Genomic DNA, 17,103 nt, shown 5'->3' on the forward strand with positions numbered 1-17,103 from the left:
TCCCCTTACGCCTTTTCGACCTTCACCAGGAACGACTTGAATTCCGGTGTATAGGAGTTGCCGTCACCCACGGACGGAGTCAGGGTATTGGCGAGATAGCCGGGCTTCGTCAGACCCTTGAAGCCCCAGTGCAACGGGACGCCGACCGTCTGGACCTTCTTGCCGTCGACCGTCAGCGGCTTGATCCGCTTCGTGACGAGGGCGACCGCGATGATGTAGCCGCGCTTGGACGACACCTTCACGCGCTCGCCATGCGCGACGCCGACTTCCTTCGCGAGGTCTTCGCCGATCTCGACGAATTGCTCGGGCTGGATGATCGAGTTCAGCCGCGCATGCTTGGTCCAGTAGTGGAAGTGCTCGGTGAGCCGGTACGTCGTCGCCACGTGCGGGAACTCCGCCACCTTGCCGAACGACGCGCGGTCGTCCGGGAACACGCGGGCAGCCGGGTTGTTCAGCGCCTGCGGGTTGTTCGGGTGCAGCGGGTTCGCGTCGAGCGGCGTCTCGAACGGCTCGTAGTGCTCGGGGAACGGCCCTTCGTTCATCCCCGCCCGGGCGAAGAAGCGTGCGACACCTTCCGGGTTCATGATGAACGGCCCCATCCCGTTCTCGGGCGCTTCGTCCGCCTTGAAGTCGGGAATGTCGGCCCCCTTCCACGCGCTGCCGTTCCAGCCGATCAGCTTGCGGGTCGGGTCGAACGGCTTGCCGGCAACGTCGCACGACGCGCGGTTGTACAGGATCCGCCGGTTCGCCGGCCACGCCCACGCCCAGTTCAGCGTCTGGCCGATGCCGGTCGGGTCGGCGTTGTCGCGCCGCCCCATCTGGTTGCCCGCCTGCGTCCAGGCACCGCAGAAGATCCAGCAGCCGCTCGCGGTCGTGCCGTCGTCCTTCAACTGCGCGAACGCGGCCAGCTGCTCGCCCTTCTTCACGAGCACCTTGGTCGGATCCTTCGGATCGGGCAGGTCGGCGAGTGCCTTGCCGTTGAACTCCATCGCCAGCTCTTCGGGCGTCGGGCTTTCCGGGTTCGCGTACGGCCAGGTCAGGTTGACGATCGGATCCGGATACTTGCCGCCGTCCGTCTGGTACATCTTGCGCATGCGCAGGAACAGCCCCGACATGATCTCGAGGTCGCTCTTCGCCTCGCCCGGCGGCTCCGCGCCCTTCCAGTGCCATTGCAGCACGCGGCTCGAACTCACGAGCGAACCGTTTTCCTCCGCGAAGCACGTGGTCGGCAGACGGAACACCTCGGTCTGGATCTTCGACGAATCGACGTCGTTGTAGTCGCCGTGATGCTTCCAGAACTCGGAGGTTTCGGTGGCGAGCGGGTCCATGATCACGAGCCACTTCAGCTTCGCGAGCCCGGCCGCCGTCTTCACCTTCGACGGCGACGCCGCAAGCGGGTTGAAGCCCTGGCAGATGTAGCCGTTCATCTTGCCGGCATTCATCAGCTCGATCACCTGCAGCAGGTCGTACTGCTTGTCCAGCTTCGGCAGGTAGTCGTAGCCCCAGTTGTTCTCGGCGGTCGCCGCATCGCCCCACCAGGACTTCATGAAGCTCACGTGGAAGGCCTTGTAGTTCTTCCAGTAGCTCAACTGGTTCGGCCGCAGCGGCAACTGCACGCGCTTCTTGATGTAGCCGTCGAAATCCTGCTCGGCCTGCATCGGCAGCGTCATGTAGCCCGGCAGCAGGTTCGACATCAGCCCGAGGTCGGTCAACCCCTGGATGTTCGAGTGGCCGCGCAGCGCGTTCATCCCGCCGCCCGCGATGCCGATGTTGCCGAGCAGCAACTGCACCATCGCACCGGTGCGGATGATCTGCGCGCCGATCGAGTGGTGCGTCCAGCCGAGCGCGTACAGCACCGTGCCGGCGCGGCCGGGAACGGCCGTGGTCGCGAGCATCTCGCACACCTTCAGGAATTTCTCCTTCGGCGTGCCGCACGTCTGCTGGACCATGTCCGGCGTATAGCGCGCGTAGTGCTGCTTCAGCAGGTTGTAAACACAGCGCGGATGCTGCAGCGTCGGATCGACCTTCACGAAGCCGTCGTCGCCGCGCTCGTAGTCCCAGCTCGATTTGTCCGGGTACGCGTGCTTCTCGGCGTCATAGCCGGAATAGATGCCGTCGTTGAACGCGAAATCCTCGCGCACGATGAACGAGAAGTCCGTGTAGTTCTTCACGTACTCATGCTGGATCTTGTCGTTCGTCAGCAGATAGTTGATGACGCCGCCCAGGAAGACGATGTCGGTGCCGGTGCGGATCGGCGCGTAGTAGTCGGCCACCGAGGCCGTACGCGTGAAGCGCGGGTCGACGACGATCAGCCGCGCCTTGCGGTGCGCCTTCGCCTCCGTTACCCACTTGAAACCGCACGGATGGGCCTCGGCTGCATTGCCGCCCATCACGAGAATCACGTCCGCGTTCTTGATGTCGACCCAATGGTTCGTCATCGCTCCACGGCCAAACGTCGGGGCAAGACCTGCCACCGTCGGGCCATGTCAGACACGCGCCTGATTGTCGAATGCGAGCATCCCGAGACTGCGGATGGTCTTGTGCGTCAGGTAGCCGACTTCGTTGCTGCCCGCCGACGCGGCCAGCATGCCGGTGGTCAGCCAGCGGTTGACCTTGGAGCCGTCTTCCGCCGTCTCGACGAAGTTCGCGTCGCGGTCGGCCTTCATCAGCTTCGCGATGCGGTCGAGCGCGTCATTCCACGAAATCGGTTCCCACTTGTCCGAGCCGGGCGCACGATACTCGGGGTGCGTCAGGCGGTTCGGGCTGTGGATGAAGTCGATCAGGCTCGCGCCCTTCGGGCACAGCGTGCCGCGATTGACGGGATGGTCGGGATCGCCTTCGATATGGATGATGCTCGGCTGGGCGTTCTTCGCGCCGTCTCCGAGGCTGTACATGAGGATGCCGCAACCCACTGAACAGTAGGGACAGGTGTTGCGCGTTTCGACTGTGCGCGCCAGCTTGTACTGTCGGACTTCGGCGAGCGCTTCGGACGGAGAGAAGCCCATCAGGGCTAGACTCGATCCGGCAAGCGACGTAGCCGTCACCTTCAGGAACTGGCGCCGGGACATTTGTAGCATGGCTGGTCTCGGCGTTATTGTGGGGGTGAGGAAACTGAAAGGAATTATAGACAGTTCGCGCAACTATGTTCGAATCTTCGGATCAATACTGAATTGTCTGATTACCAACGATGATCCGCGTTCCGCGCGCACCCGAACCGTCATGAAACGACAGATCACCTCCGAAGCCACCCGTCTCGCGCAAGAACAGGCCAACTGGGCCCTCACCGCGTTCAAGCGCTTCTCGTCCGACCGCTGCTCCGCGATGGCCGCGGGCATCGCCTTTTTCTCCGCGTTCTCGCTCGCGCCGATGCTCGTGATGGTGATTGCCGTGGCCGGCTGGTTCTACGGCGACGATGCCGCGCGCGGCCAGGTGTTCGAACAGGCCCACCAGCTGATCGGCGACGACGCGGCGGCCAGCATCCAGACGATCGTGCAGAACGCGCACCGCGCGGGCGAGCGCGGCGGCCTGGCCACCCTGATCTCGTTCGCCGCGCTCGCGATCGGCGCGTCGGCCACCTTCGCGTCGCTCAGCGCCGCGCTCAGCGTGATCTGGCCGGCCACCGAGAACCGCTGGTCGAGCATGCTCGGGCTCGTGCGCGTGCGGCTGATCTCGTTCGGGCTCGTGCTCGGCGTCGCGTTCCTGCTGATCGTGTCGCTCGTGCTCGACACCGCGATCACGTTCGTCGGCACCTGGCTGCTGGGCAATTCGCCGTACGTGATCGTCACGAACCTCGTGCAGTTCTTCGTCGGGATCGCCGTGCTCGCGGGCGCGTTCGCCGCGCTGATGAAGTTCCTGCCCGATGCGCGCGTCGCATGGCGCGACGCCGCGATCGGCGGCATCGTGTCCGCGATCCTGTTCTCCGGCGGCAAGAAGCTGTTCGCGCTGTACCTCGCGCACGCCGGCACCGCGAGTGCATTCGGCGCGGCCGGATCGTTCGCGGTCCTGCTGATGTGGCTGTACTTCTCCGCGATCGTGCTGCTGCTCGGCGCGGAATTCGCGGCCGCCCGCGGCAACGCGCATCGGCCCGCCGCGACCACCACACCGGCCGTTACTGCTCAAGCCGATCGCGCCATCGATCGACCCGCCGACGGCAGGCGCGACGACTGACCCAACGCTTTCGCCGCACCGCCGCACGCCCCGCACACCCGTCCGCCGCTTTGCAACCCCGCTGCCCGCCGCGCATTCGCGCGGCGTTGACACGTTCTTTGCACGCCCGCGCATTCTTTGCCGCAATCGCAAACGTTTGCATGCTTCGATTTCCGTGCGCGGACGGGCCGAAACGGGCTTCCTGCCACGATACGCATCAACCAGCGAAACAATCGCATCGCAGCAATTGTCAACTTTTTCAAAAACAGAAACAGTCGTTAATGTGCTTGATATATATAGACTTTTTCTCGCTGTTACCTTTTCGAGACACTTTATTTTTTAAGCTTTCTTGCGTCGATGGCACTGAGCTATTCTCCAATCCGCAACAAATAACGATGAATCACTTGCGTGGAGATATTCAACGATGAAGAAACTTGCTCTCTCGACCCTCTCGCTCGCCCTGCTGGGCGCCGCTGGTGCCGCACAGGCCCAGTCGAGCGTGACGCTGTACGGCGTGATCGACACGTCGATCACCTATGTTCACGGTAACGACGGTCAAGGTAACAATGCGTGGTCGATGGGTAGCGGCAACCTGCAAGGCAGCCGCTTCGGCCTCAAGGGCGCAGAAGACCTCGGTGGCGGCCTGAAGGCGATCTTCCAGTTGGAAAACGGTTTCGACTCGACGTCGGGCGCACTGGGCCAAGGCAAGCGGATGTTCGGTCGCCAGGCCTTCGTCGGCCTGCAAAGCGATCAGTACGGCACGCTGACGCTCGGCCGCCAATACGATCCGATCGTCGACCTGGTCCAGGGCGTGACGGCTGACAACTACTTCGGCAGCGTGTTCGCCACGCCGGGCGACGTCGACAACAACGACAACAGCCTGCGCGTCAGCAACGCAATCAAGTACACGTCGCCGGTGTTCGCCGGCTTCCAGGTCGAAGGCATGTACGCCCTCGGCGGCGTCGCTGGCAAGACGGGCGCCGGCCAAACGTGGTCGGTCGCGGCCGCTTACAACAACGGCCCGGTCGGCGTTGCTGCTGGCTACTTCTACGCGAACAACCCGACGCCGGCAGCCGGCGCGCGCGCAGGCTGGGGTTCGACGACGTCGGACAATATCGTCGACGGTCCGATCAACGCGGGTTACGTGTCGGCGAAGTCGATCGGCATCGCACAAGTGGCAGGCCAGTACGCATTCGGCCCGGTGACGTTCGGCCTCGGTTACAGCAATGCACAGTACAAGCCGGACGCATCGTCGGGCTTCGGTTCGACCGAAAAATACAACACGGGCCGCGGGTTCGTGACGTATCAGGTCACGCCGCCGCTGCTGCTGGGCCTCGGCTACTCGTACACGAAGGCGAGCGGCAACACGAACGCCAAGTACCATCAGGTTTCGCTGGGCGGCGACTACTCGCTGTCGAAGCGCACGGACATCTACCTGGTCGGCGCTTACCAGCACGCGAGCGGCACGCAACTCAACGCGGACGGCACGACGTCGGCAGCGCAAGCTTCGGTTGGCTCGTACGGCATCGCCGGCACGAAGTCCCAAGAGCTGGTCGCACTCGGCCTGCGTCACAAGTTCTAAGAAGTACGTTTCCGGCGTGCATGGCGTCTCCGACGCCTTGCCGCCGACCTGGAAAGCCAGTCCCGGTTTCGGCCGCGGCTGGTTTTTTTTCGTCCGTCTCCCGCGTGCCCGCAGCGCCCGCACGGGCCGGGAACCGCAACCCGCGCCCCGACCCACGCCCGCCGGCCGGCAGCGGCGCCTGGCGGCTGCCAAGCGCCGGGAACACCGTTTGCGAAGCGCCGCACCGGTCGCCATCCGTCCGCCGAGCGACTACCATCCGCACTGCCGGCACCGCGCGTCCGGTGCGATCGCCATGTGCCGACGCGTGTCGATTTCGGCAATCGTCATCCGTCGTCTCGATGGCGGCACGCGGTTCGCGCATCGCCCCATTCACAGGAGATACGCCATGACGATTCAGAAGATCACGCCTTTCCTCTGGTACGCGGCGGAAGCAGAAGAAGCCGCCGCCTTCTACGCGGGCATCTTCCCGAATTCGCGCATCGTGCGCGTCACGACGGTGCCCGGCACCGACGGCACGCGGATGGTCGAGTTCGAACTGTTCGGGCAACCGTTCTTCGCGATGAGCCACCCGCGCACCGATGCGTTCAACCATTCAATTTCGCTGCTGGTCAGCTGCGCCGACCAGGCGGAACTCGACCGCTACTGGCATGCCCTGCTCGACAACGGCGGCACGGCCGACGCCTGCGGCTGGCTGAGAGACCGCTACGGCGTGTCGTGGCAGATCGTTCCGGACACGCTGATCCCGATGGTGTCCGACCGGGACACCGTCAAGGCCACGCGCGTGGCCGCCGCGATGATGCAGATGATCAAGCTCGACGACGCCGCGCTGAAAGCCGCCTACGCCGGCACGGCGGGCTGACGGAGCAGCACGTCGCAGGGCGCATGCGCGATGACGCGCCGGGTTGCCGACAGGCATCCGGCTCGACCGCATGCGCGTGCGACTGCCGCGCCAGTGCCGATGATCTTCATCGGCGTCGCTCTCAAGCCGGGCACGCGCGCGGCATCCACCGCTACGTCGACAGCATCGATTCGACCGTTCGCCGCGCGTAGCCGATGAATGCGGCAACGGGTTCGCCCGACAGGATCGCCGCGTCTTCCTCGCCGCCGAGATAGGCGGCACGCGCCGCCGCGACAACCGGCCGGTAGGCTTGCGGCAGGCGTTCCAGAACCCATGTCGCCGCGACGTCCTTCGGCGCGATCCTGCCGGTCGCGGCGCTGTACCAGATGCGCGCGAGCGCGAGCACCACGTTGCACGCGTCGCCGCGCCAGTCCGGTTCGGCATTCCACTGCGCAACGGTCGACAGCAGCGCGGCGACAAAATCCCGTGCGGGCACTTGCTCGAAAAGCGCCGCCGCCGGCACGCCAACCAGCACGACACTGTGCTGCCGCACCTTCGTCAACAGGATCGCCAGATCGTGATCGACGCGCGCCGGTTCGACGATGCCGGCCTCGAGCTCGTGACGCAGCCACTCGCCGAACTGCAATTCACGACGCGCCGGATGACGCCACGGCACGACCGCATCGTGCGCGACGACGGTCGCTTCCAGTGCGCGCATGCCGCCGGCGCGCCCCGGCGGCGCCGACACGGCCAGCAGGTCGAGCATCAGTGCGTGCCGCGTCGATTCGTCCGGCCGGGCCGACACCGTCACCAGCAGGTCGACGTCACTGCGCGGCTTCAGTCCGCCGTCGAGCGCCGATCCGAACAGGTGGATTGCCGTGAGCGTCGCGCCGAGATGCCGCTCGATCGTGTCGCACGCGGCGGTGACCTGGGCTGCGATTTCGTCCGGAATGCATTCAGTCACGATGCGTGTGCCTCGCGATGCGCACGCAACCGGCACAACGCGCGCGACAGGCAGCGGCGGATCGGCTGCAAGCACGCAGAGGATTGCCGCTCGTCATCGCGCGTGCGCGACACGTCTTCCGTCGTGCGTCACGCGTCGAACCGGACCTTCCGCCATTTCGCCGCTTCGCTGCCGCGCGATTTGCGCAGCGCAATAAAAATCCCCGCACGCTTTCGCGTGCGGGGATCGTCGGACATCGCAGTGGCTGCCGACATGCATTCGGCAGCCACTGCGCAGCATTACGCTGCTGCGTCCTTCAGCTTCTTCAGCGCACGTGCCTTCACGCGCACGCTGGCCGGCTTCGCCGGGAACCAACGCTCTTCGCCCGTGAACGGATCCTTGCCGAAGCGCTTCTTCTTCGCCGGCACGACTTGCGCCGTGATCTTCAGCAGACCCGGCAGCGTGAACTCGCCCGCGCCCTTCTTGTGAACCGAGCCCAGCACGACGTTCTCGAGTGCGACGAGCACTGCCTTGACAGCCTTCACTTCGACAGCTGCGCGCTCAGCGATGTGCGTTGCGAGCGATGCCTTCGTGAACTTGTCCTTCAGCGGCGTCGGAGCAGCCGGTGCCGCCTTCGCGACAACCTTCTTGGCTACTACTTTCTTCGCGGGCGCAGCCTTTTTGGCAGCCACTTTCTTGGTGGCCGGTGCGGCAGCCTTCTTGGCCACCTTTTTTGCGGAAGTCGCCATGTTTCTCCTACCAGGTGTGGTCGTTGGATACACGAAGCGTGCAACGCGCGCGCTTCAACGCCGGATTCTACAAGCGCCTTGACGCTTCGTGCAGTACTTTTATGCGTTTTCGCGGGGTTTCCCGCAGGTTTTTTTGCATGCGACCGATTTCATCGACGCTCCAGCATCAAAAAACGCCTTCACGTAGGCACCCGAATGCGAATTACGTTCGATATTTGCGCACCTATACTGGGCTCGCTCAATGCCCGGATGCCTCCATGCGCGAAGCCAGATACGTCAAAGGACTCGACGGCCTGCGAGCCCTCGCCGTCATCCTCGTTTTCCTGTCCCACAAGGGCCACGTCCTTGCCGTCGACGTCGGCAAGCTTGGCGTGTGGACGTTTTTCCTCATCAGCGGATTCCTGATCGTCGGCGAGCTGCATCGCAACCGCCAGGCGGTCGAGCGCGGCACCATGACGCGCCGCCATGCGCTCGCGCTGTTCCTCGCGAAACGCGCGCTGCGGATCTTTCCCGTCTATTACCTGCTGCTCGCCGCGCTCGCGATCGCGCACGCGCTGTTCTACCAGCGCGGCGTCAATCTCGGGCTCGCGTGGCACGCGGTGTTCCTGTCGAATTACTGGATCGGCGCAGTCAAGGACGGCTGGCCGGGCTCCACGTCGCACTTCTGGAGCCTCGCGGTTGAACAGCAGTTCTATCTGATCGCACCGCTCGCGCTGCTCGCGGTGCCCGCCGCGCGACACGTCGCGCTCGGCATCGCGGCCATCGTACTGTGCGCGCTCGCGCATCTCGCGCTCTACCTGTGCGACGCGTCGCCGGTGCTGATCTATGCGTTTTCGCCGTGGAATTTCGCGCTGATCGCGCTCGGCGGCGTCGGCGCGATGGCGCTCGCCGATCGCGGCGCGGCCGCCGTGCGCCGCGTTCCGCCCGGCTGGCTCGGCGCGGCCGGCGTCGTGTTCTTTCTCGTGCTGCCGGCCTGCACGCCGCTGCCCGACGCGATCGCGGGGCTCGCGGATCTCGGCCTGTCCGCGTCGCTCGGCGCGCTGCTGCTGTGGATCGTCAGCGAACCCGGGCATCCGGTCGTGGCGCTGCTCGACTGGGCGCCGCTCGCCTATCTCGGCACGATCAGCTACGGCTTCTACCTGTTCCACAACCTCATTCCGGCGCGCTTCGGCGTGCTGCCCGCGCACGTCGCGCACGTGACCATCCCGGAAATCGTCCGCGACACGCTACCCGAACTGCTGCAGTTCGCGCTCGCCGTGCTGCTCGCGCACCTGTCCTGGCGCTATCTCGAAAAGCGGCTGCTCGATTTCAAGAAGCCGGTCGCCGCGATGCTGGCCCGGTATTTCGTCGCACGGCCGAGCACGTCGGCGCGTTGAATACGGCACGAACACGGCAACGGTCGAGCGAGGAAGCGGTGCTTCATGCCACACCCCGGCGCTGACGCTCAACACTCGAGCCGTCGCGTCATCGACCGGCGCCGGCAAAACCGATGCAGTCACGAACGTCGATGCGCATCGCGCAATCGAACCGCCGATCCTGTCATCCGAGCGCCCGTCGCGGCACCGGTTTCAGCCGTGACGTCCGCGCTCGTCGGCGCGCCCCACTCCGCACGCAACCCCGATCCTGAAGCCGATCCGCCACGACACGCACCCCGGCGGCTCGCACGGCGATCGTGCACTGGTGCCACCCGCACACGCAAAAAAGCCCCGGCGCGCGAGCGGCCGGGGCCAACGGAACAACCACCACCTGAAACAACGGAGCGCGCGACTGCTTAGGCGACAGCAGCCAGCGCGGGCAAGCAGGTACGCAGGTAGGCCTCGAATTCGCGGCTCACTTCCGGATGCTGGAGCGCGAGCTCGACGGTGGCCTTGAGATAGCCGATCTTGCTGCCGCAGTCGAAGCGCGTGCCGTAGTAGCGATACGCGAGCACCTGCTCGTTCGCGAGCAGCGACTGGACCGCATCGGTCAGCTGCAGTTCGCCGCCGGCGCCCGGCTTGAGCTTGCGCAGGTGATCGAAGATCGTCGGCATGAACACGTAGCGGCCGACCACGCCGAGATTCGACGGCGCATCTTCCGGCGCCGGCTTCTCGATGATGCCCGACAGCTTGATGATGTCCTCTTCCCATTCGCGGCCTTCGACGACGCCGTACGAACGGCTGTCCTCGCGCGGGATCGTCTCGACCCCGATCACCGAGCTGTGATAGTGGTCGAACACGTCGACGAGCTGCTTGAGCACCGGCTGTTCGCCGTGCAGCAGGTCGTCGGCGAGAATCACCGCGAACGGCTCGCCGTGCACCAGCTTCTCCGCACACAGCACCGCGTGGCCGAGGCCGAGCGCTTCCGGCTGGCGCACGTAGAAGCAGTTCACGTGGCTCGGCTTGATGCCGCGCACCAGTTCGAGCAGCTTTTCCTTGCCGCGCGCCTCGAGTTCGGCCTCGATCTCGTAGGACTTGTCGAAGTGATCCTCGATCGCGCGCTTGCTGCGACCGGTGACGAAGATCATCTCGGTGATACCGGCGTTGATCGCTTCCTCGACCGCGTACTGGATCAGCGGCTTGTCGACGACGGGCAACATTTCCTTCGGGCTCGCCTTCGTTGCCGGGAGGAACCGCGTGCCGAGACCGGCGACGGGGAACACGGCCTTGGTGACTTTCAACATGTTCGCATCCTGATTGCGTTGACTGCGCCGCGTCGACCCGCGACCCGGCGCGATTGTGTTCCGAACGGCATATCGAGAATCGACGGTACGGCCAATTCGACTCCGCTCATTTTCGATATGGACTGATTGCCCAATGATTCCGGAAAAAATATAATCCTTTCAACCCGGTCGATATTGCCGGACCGAGTGCCGAGGCAGAAACAAATTACCGATTTTCCAGATACAAATTCTTACGATTCGAATTCCTCGATATAGGGCACGCCGCCCCGTTCGAGACCCGGGCGAATCGGTTCGTTCTTCAGCGCCTCACGGTACGCCGACAGCACGGCCATGACCAGCAGTACTGCAGCGCTCGCGATCCAATGCATGTCCATCTTGCCGCTCCTTGCATCAATCAACTGGAGCTTCAAACTATCAGAAAAAAATCGGTAAATAATTGACCCGCGTCGCGGAGCCGCTTTCTGAACGCGATAAAACCATGATGTGGAATTCCGATATTTCACGGCGAGATTTTTTTATTCATTGATCGAATTCTTGCGCATTACGATTGGATGAAACTTCCCGTCCATCCGTCGCAAGGAATCGAATCGCATGCAAGCTTTCAGCGGATCGTCTCTGGCCGCGCCGCCCGTCGCCGATCACAAGGAACACGTGATCGACGCGATGCGCGGCTTCGCGGCGCTGCTCGTCGCCTATTTCCACTGCCGCCAGGTCGTCTGGGTCGGCATGCAAAGCTTCCATCACGCTTACGGCCATGCGCTCACCCCGAGCGCGATCGCCGGCTACCTGACCTTCCCGTTCGCGTGGGGCTCCGCCGGCGTGCCGATCTTCTTCGTGATCAGCGGCTACTGCATCCATCGCAACGCGGCGCTCAAGCTCGCGGCCGATCCCGCCTACCGGCTCGACGCGCCGAACTTCTGGGTGCGCCGGTTCGCGCGCATCTACCCCGTGCTGCTCGCCGCGCTGCTGTTTACGTTCGCACTCGACTCGGTCAGCCTGCAGATCGAGCCCGTCAGCCACAAGATCCGCGATGTCGGCCTCGTCGCGTTCCTCGTGAACCTGTTCTCGCTGCAGGGCGTCGCCGGCTACACGTACGGGTCGAACGGCGCGCTGTGGACGCTGTCGCTCGAAGTGCAGTTCTACGCGATCTACCCGCTGCTGTTCGCGATCCGCCGGCGCATCGGCATGCCGGCGGTCGTGGCCGCGGTCGCGCTCGTCAACGTCGCGTCGGCGTGGCTGCTCGAACGGCACGACCTGCAGTTCTTCACGTCGTACTGGCTGTCCTGGACGATCGGCGCGTGGATCGCCGACGTGCGCGCGCAGCCGGCCCGCGGCGCGGCCGCCGTGCCGTCGCGTGCGTGGTACGGCGCGGCCGCCGTGCTGCTGGCCGCCGGCTGCGGCGCATTCCATTTCGGCCAGTACGGCGCGTTCCAGCTGTGGTCGGCCGGCTTCGCGTGCTTCCTGTACCGCGCGCTCGCCCGTCCGCCACGCCCGACGCCGCCGCTGCGCGTGCTGAGCTGGTTCGGCGACTTCAGCTACTCGCTGTACCTGATCCACCTGCCGCTGTTCGTCTGTCTCGGCTCGGTGCTGTTCCATTCCGAGCTGCAGCTGTCGATCTGGCCGTCGTTCGCGTTCATGGCCGCCGCGATCCCGGTCGCGTATGTGTTCTACCGGATGTTCGAACGGCCCGCGATGACGTGGTCGGCCAGCTTCAAGCCGGCTCGCCCCGCTCGGGTCGTTACGCCGGCGCCTGAACGGGCCGTTTGATCCGGCCGGAGCGCTTTCCCGAGCCCTCGCACGGCGCTGCGCCGCGCGGGGGCTTTTTCATGGCCTGAGCGCGCCGGCATGCCGGGTTGGCGGGGGTGGGTAGCCTTCGGGCGTCGGGCCGCGCCACGGCCCGCAGGAGCCGCCCTCGACCGCCTTTCGCCACCGGGACTGCCTGGGCGCGGTCTTCTGGCGTCATCTTCTGGCGTCATCTTCTGGCGTCATCTTCTGGCGTCATCTTCTGGCGTCATCTTCTGGCGTCATCTTCTGAAGTCTTCCTCTGACGCCACCATTGGCGTCGCCTTCTCGCGTCACCAACCGCGCCCTCCCACTCAACAATCGGCCAAGCACGCCCCGCGCAGCGCACAACAACCCATCACCCGCCCGACAAAGGCCCCCGGCGCTGAAAAACAAAGCCCCCACGCAGCACACCGCCGCATGAGGGCCCGTTTCCCACCGGCTCGCGCCGACGGCTGCTAGCGCTTCTTCGCCTTCGCCGCCTTCACTGTATCCGCGAGGATCTTCTCGACCCGCTCCACGTAGGTTTCGGTGCCGAACCGGCGCACCGCCGTCGCCCGGCCGCTCGCGACGAGCCGCTCGCGCAGCGCGCCGTTGCGCTTCAACGTAGCCAGCGCATCGGCCAGCGCGGCCGCATCGCCCGGCGCGCAGAGCAGCCCGTTGTCGCCGTCCTCGATGATCTCGACGACGCCGCCCGCGCGGGCCGCGACGACCGGCCGGCGCGCGAGCATCCCCTCGACGATCACGCGCCCGAACGGCTCGGGCGTGATCGACGTGTGCGCGACGACGTCGACCGCCGTCATGCAGGCGGCCACGTCGCGCTGGAACCCGAGGAAATGCACGCGCTCGTCCATCCCGTGCCGCGCGACGTATTCGTGCAGCTGAGCTGCGTATTCGTCCTCGCCGAACAACGGCGCGCCGACCAGCACCACGTGCATGTCGGGATGCCGCGCGGCGGCTTCCAGCAGCACGTGCTGCCCCTTCCAGCGCGCGAGCCGGCTGAACGAACCGACGAGCCACGCGTTTTCGGGCAACCCGAGGCGCGTGCGCAGCGCGGCCTGGCTGACGCCTTCCAGCGCGTCGAACGGCTCGGCCGAAATGCCGTTGAACACGACGTCGACGTGCTGCGGCGTGAAGCCCGTCAGCGTCCGGAACGCCTGCGCGGACGCATCGGAATTCGCGATCACGCGCGTGACGCCGAGCCGCGCGCAGTACTTGATCGCCAGCAACTGCTTGCTGCCGAAATGGTCGGTGCTGACGATGTCGCGCAGGTGCCACACCACCGGCTTGCGCGCGAGCCGTCCGGCCAGCGCGGCGACCACCATCGCGCGCTGCGTGTTCGCGTAGATCACCTCGGCGCGGCGTGCGCGGCGCGCGACGTCGCGCACCAGCCGCACGAGCTGCTTCAACGCACCGAGCGACACGCCGCCCTGCTTGCGCACGCCCGCGAGCGCGCCCTGGTCGACCACGTCGACGCGCGCGCCGATCTCGTCGAGCGCCGCACGGAACGGGCCGTCGTCGAACAGCAGCACATCGGCGTTCGCGCGCATGTGCTTCATGATTTCGAGCAGCGACAGCTCGGCGCCGCCGAGCACGCCGCTCTGGTCGAGCACGAGCGTCGCCGGGCCGCGCGCGGCCGGCATCGGCGCGATGGCCGTACCGCGCTGCGCGGTCGCGCCGGGCAGCGCCGCCTCCACGTAGTCGAGAAAACGCTGCCGGAACGTATCGGCGGAAAACCGCTCCGCGTTCGTGCGGCAGGCGGTCGGCGTGAAGCGCTGCGGCGCACGCTCGAAATCGTCGACGGCCGCGACGATCGCGAGCGGCGTCTGTTCGTCGAAAAAGAGGCCGGTCGGGTTCAGGTCCGATTGCGGGTCGAGCACGGTTTCGAGCGCGCCGCCCTTGCCGTACGCGATCACCGGCGTGCCGCACGCCTGCGCCTCGACCACCGAGATCCCGAAATCCTCCTCGGCCGCGAACACGAACGCCTTCGCACGCCGCATCCGGTCGTGCAGCACTGCGAACGGCTGGTAGCCCATGATCTCGACGTTCGGGGCGGCCTTCGCGCGGATCTTCTGCATCTCGGGGCCGTCGCCGATCACGACGAGCTTGCGCTCGGGCGTGCGCGAAAAGGCTTCGACGATCAGGTCGATCTTCTTGTACGGCACCATCCGCGACGCGGTCAGGTAGAAATCCTCCTTCTCCGCGTTCAGCGAAAACGCGTCGACGTCGACCGGCGGGAAGATCACCGCCGCGTCGCGGTGGTAGACCTTCTTGATGCGCCGCGCGATGAACGCGGAGTTCGCGACGAAACCGTCCACCGCGTTCGCGGTGCGCGTGTCCCAGTTGCGGATGTAATGCAGGATCATCCGCGCGAGCAGCGACTTCGGCCCGTGCGTGAGGTTCGACTGTTCCAGATACTGGTGCTGCAGGTCCCACGCATAGCGGATCGGCGAATGCACGTAGCTGATGTGCACCTGGTCCGGCCCCGTCAGCACGCCCTTCGCGACCGCATGGCTGCTCGAGATCACCAGGTCGTACTCGGACACGTCGAGCTGCTCGATCGCGAGCGGCATCAGCGGCAGGTAGCTGCGGTACTTGGTGCGCGCGAACGGCAGCTTCTGGATGAACGACGTCGTCACGGGCTTGCCGCGTACGAACGCGCGATCGTCGAGGAAGTCGACGAGGCTGAACAGGTCCGCGTCGGGAAAGCACGCGACGATCTGTTCGAGCACGCGCTCGGCTCCGGCATAGGTGACGAGCCAGTCGTGGACGATCGCGACGCGCAGCGCGCGCGTCGGATGGCGTGCGTTGGCCCGTTCGGCCGGCAGCGCCCGGCGCAGCGCGGCGGCATCGCCCGCTTCGGCCACGGCCGCATCAGCGGTGGCGAGATTCAATACGGCGTGTTCCGCCAGATCGCGATTCATACCATTTTCCTCGCATTGAGACGGACAAACAGGTCGCGCACGAGCGCACGCAGCCCGGGGGTCATCGTGAGCGACCACGCGACGTTCAACAGCAGCACGACCGCGCAGATACCGACCGACTCGACGAGCCCCGGCCACGCCTGCGCCAGAAACAGGCTCGCCAGCAGAAACGCCAGATGCGCGAGCATGTCGAGCACGATCGCGCGCATCCGGATCGCCGACAGGTAAAGCAGCACGCCATAGTCGACGAGCGCACGCGCCGCGACGACCACCGCCGCGCCGATCAGCCCGAAGTGATGAATGCCGAACCACAGGCCGCCGACGAAGAACGGCATCTCGACGAGCCCGGCGAACGCCGCGCGAGCCGGATTGACCTGCGACTGAATCAGGATTCGCGTGACGCTCGCCTGGCCGACGAGCCACACGCTGATCACCAGCACGCGGCCGACCGGCGCCGAGTGCGCGGCGAGATCCGCACCGACCCACAGCGTGAGGAACGGCGCGAGCGCGAAGATCGCGACGATGCCGACCGGCGTGAACACGCCGTTCAGGAATTCGAGCGACTGGCGCGCAAGCGTGTCCGCATGGTCGCGGCCGACCGCCGACAGGCGCGGGAACAGCGTGCGCACGAGCGCGTTCGGCAGCATGTTCAGGCGCGTGACGAGGTTCTGCGGCACCGTGTAGTACGTGACGAACTTCGCGCCCATGCCGGCGCCGAGCATCACGCGGTCGAGCGTGTCGGCGATCATGCTCGTCGTGCTCGCGATCAGCATCCAGCCGCCGAAGTTGAACAGCCCTTTCGCGGTGCCCCACTGCGGCGGATCGATGCGCCGGATCCCGAGCACCTTGATGCTGGCCTGGCCGAGCATCACCGCGGCGATCAGCCGCGCGACGACCGCCGCGGCGAGCACCGTCTGCAGGTTCGGCGCGATCCACCACGCGGCGCCGAGCGGCAGCAGCTGGAACAGGAACGTGCCGATCGTCTGGTTCGTGTTGAACACGCCGAAGCGTTCGGCGCCGTTGATCGCGCCGGCGAACACCCACGACACGTTCGCCAGCGGAATCGCGAGCGCGAGCCACGGCAGCGCGAGATACACCTCGTGCTGCATCGCCGCCGACACCTTCGTGAAGTACGCGGTATAGACGAACGCGCCGAAATAGATCAGCAGCCCGCCGACGATGCCGGTGCCGAGGTTCAGCCAGAACGCGCTCCAGAACACGCGCGCGCTTTCGTCGGCGTTGCCGCTCGCGAGCGCCTTCGAGATGTGGTTCTGCGCGGCCATGCTCATCCCGAGATCGAGGATCCCGAAATAGCCGATCAGCGTCCACACGAGGCTGACGACGCCGTAGCGTTCGACGCCGAGCGCGTGGATATAGGCGGGCACCGTCACCAGCGACACGAAGGTCGGCAGGATCAGCCCGATGAAGTTGATCGAAACGTTCTTGAGTATGCCTTTGTCCATGCTTCTGCCTTGTGTGA

At 65.7% G+C, this 17,103-nt stretch carries 12 protein-coding genes; 5 read left to right on the top strand and 7 right to left on the bottom strand.

Annotated features, from left to right (window positions below):
- Positions 1–5: 5 nt before the first annotated feature.
- A complete protein-coding gene (gene fdnG / locus CFB47_RS27445; protein WP_089462901.1) occupies positions 6–3,077 on the bottom strand; it encodes a formate dehydrogenase-N subunit alpha in 3,072 nt (1,023 codons plus the stop codon).
- A 142-nt stretch (positions 3,078–3,219) separates the two neighbouring features.
- On the opposite strand from fdnG, the gene CFB47_RS27450 reads away from it, so the two are divergent.
- The 3 genes from CFB47_RS27450 (at position 3,220) to CFB47_RS27460 (ending at position 6,587) form a co-directional block, all read left to right on the top strand.
- A complete protein-coding gene (locus CFB47_RS27450; protein ID WP_089457863.1) occupies positions 3,220–4,167 on the top strand; it encodes a YihY/virulence factor BrkB family protein in 948 nt (315 codons plus the stop codon).
- Positions 4,168–4,570: 403 nt separating this feature from the next.
- Positions 4,571–5,728, top strand: a complete 1,158-nt coding sequence (locus CFB47_RS27455; protein WP_089457862.1) for a porin — start codon at positions 4,571–4,573, stop codon at positions 5,726–5,728.
- 385 nt (positions 5,729–6,113) lie between these two features.
- Complete coding sequence (locus CFB47_RS27460; protein ID WP_089462902.1) at positions 6,114–6,587, top strand: VOC family protein; 474 nt, start codon at positions 6,114–6,116, stop codon at positions 6,585–6,587.
- Between the two features lie 151 nt (positions 6,588–6,738).
- Here CFB47_RS27460 and CFB47_RS27465 read toward each other — a convergent pair whose 3' ends face one another.
- Together CFB47_RS27465 and CFB47_RS27470 are read right to left on the bottom strand one after the other, a co-directional pair.
- Positions 6,739–7,530 carry an AadA family aminoglycoside 3''-O-nucleotidyltransferase gene (locus tag CFB47_RS27465; RefSeq protein ID WP_089457860.1) on the bottom strand — a complete coding sequence of 264 codons (792 nt, stop codon included), beginning with the start codon at positions 7,528–7,530 and terminating at the stop codon, positions 6,739–6,741.
- A 278-nt stretch (positions 7,531–7,808) separates the two neighbouring features.
- Entirely contained in the window at positions 7,809–8,258 is a 450-nt protein-coding gene (locus CFB47_RS27470) for an HU family DNA-binding protein (RefSeq protein ID WP_011355701.1), read from the bottom strand.
- A gap of 257 nt (positions 8,259–8,515) precedes the next feature.
- Between CFB47_RS27470 and CFB47_RS27480 the strand changes: the two genes are divergently transcribed.
- Positions 8,516–9,634, top strand: coding sequence for an acyltransferase (locus CFB47_RS27480; protein WP_089457859.1), 1,119 nt, complete (start codon positions 8,516–8,518; stop codon positions 9,632–9,634).
- A gap of 395 nt (positions 9,635–10,029) precedes the next feature.
- Here CFB47_RS27480 and galU read toward each other — a convergent pair whose 3' ends face one another.
- The gene (galU, locus tag CFB47_RS27485; RefSeq protein WP_011548079.1) at positions 10,030–10,917 is read right to left on the bottom strand and encodes a UTP--glucose-1-phosphate uridylyltransferase GalU; all 888 of its coding nucleotides are present in this window, start codon (positions 10,915–10,917) and stop codon (positions 10,030–10,032) included.
- A 230-nt stretch (positions 10,918–11,147) separates the two neighbouring features.
- The gene (locus CFB47_RS41300; RefSeq protein WP_006479318.1) at positions 11,148–11,291 is read right to left on the bottom strand and encodes a hypothetical protein; all 144 of its coding nucleotides are present in this window, start codon (positions 11,289–11,291) and stop codon (positions 11,148–11,150) included.
- Between the two features lie 217 nt (positions 11,292–11,508).
- On the opposite strand from CFB47_RS41300, the gene CFB47_RS27490 reads away from it, so the two are divergent.
- A complete protein-coding gene (locus CFB47_RS27490) occupies positions 11,509–12,684 on the top strand; it encodes an acyltransferase (protein WP_089457858.1) in 1,176 nt (391 codons plus the stop codon).
- A 473-nt stretch (positions 12,685–13,157) separates the two neighbouring features.
- Here CFB47_RS27490 and CFB47_RS27495 read toward each other — a convergent pair whose 3' ends face one another.
- Positions 13,158–15,623, bottom strand: coding sequence for a glycosyltransferase family 4 protein (locus CFB47_RS27495; protein ID WP_179258988.1), 2,466 nt, complete (start codon positions 15,621–15,623; stop codon positions 13,158–13,160).
- On the bottom strand, positions 15,620–17,086 hold the full coding sequence (locus CFB47_RS27500; RefSeq protein ID WP_089457857.1) for a flippase: 1,467 nt from the start codon (positions 17,084–17,086) through the stop codon (positions 15,620–15,622). The genes CFB47_RS27495 and CFB47_RS27500 overlap by 4 nt, the downstream gene beginning before the upstream one ends.
- Positions 17,087–17,103 lie beyond the last annotated feature (17 nt).

The organism is Burkholderia sp. AU27893 (assembly GCF_002223205.1).
Classification (GTDB): Bacteria; Pseudomonadota; Gammaproteobacteria; order Burkholderiales; family Burkholderiaceae; genus Burkholderia.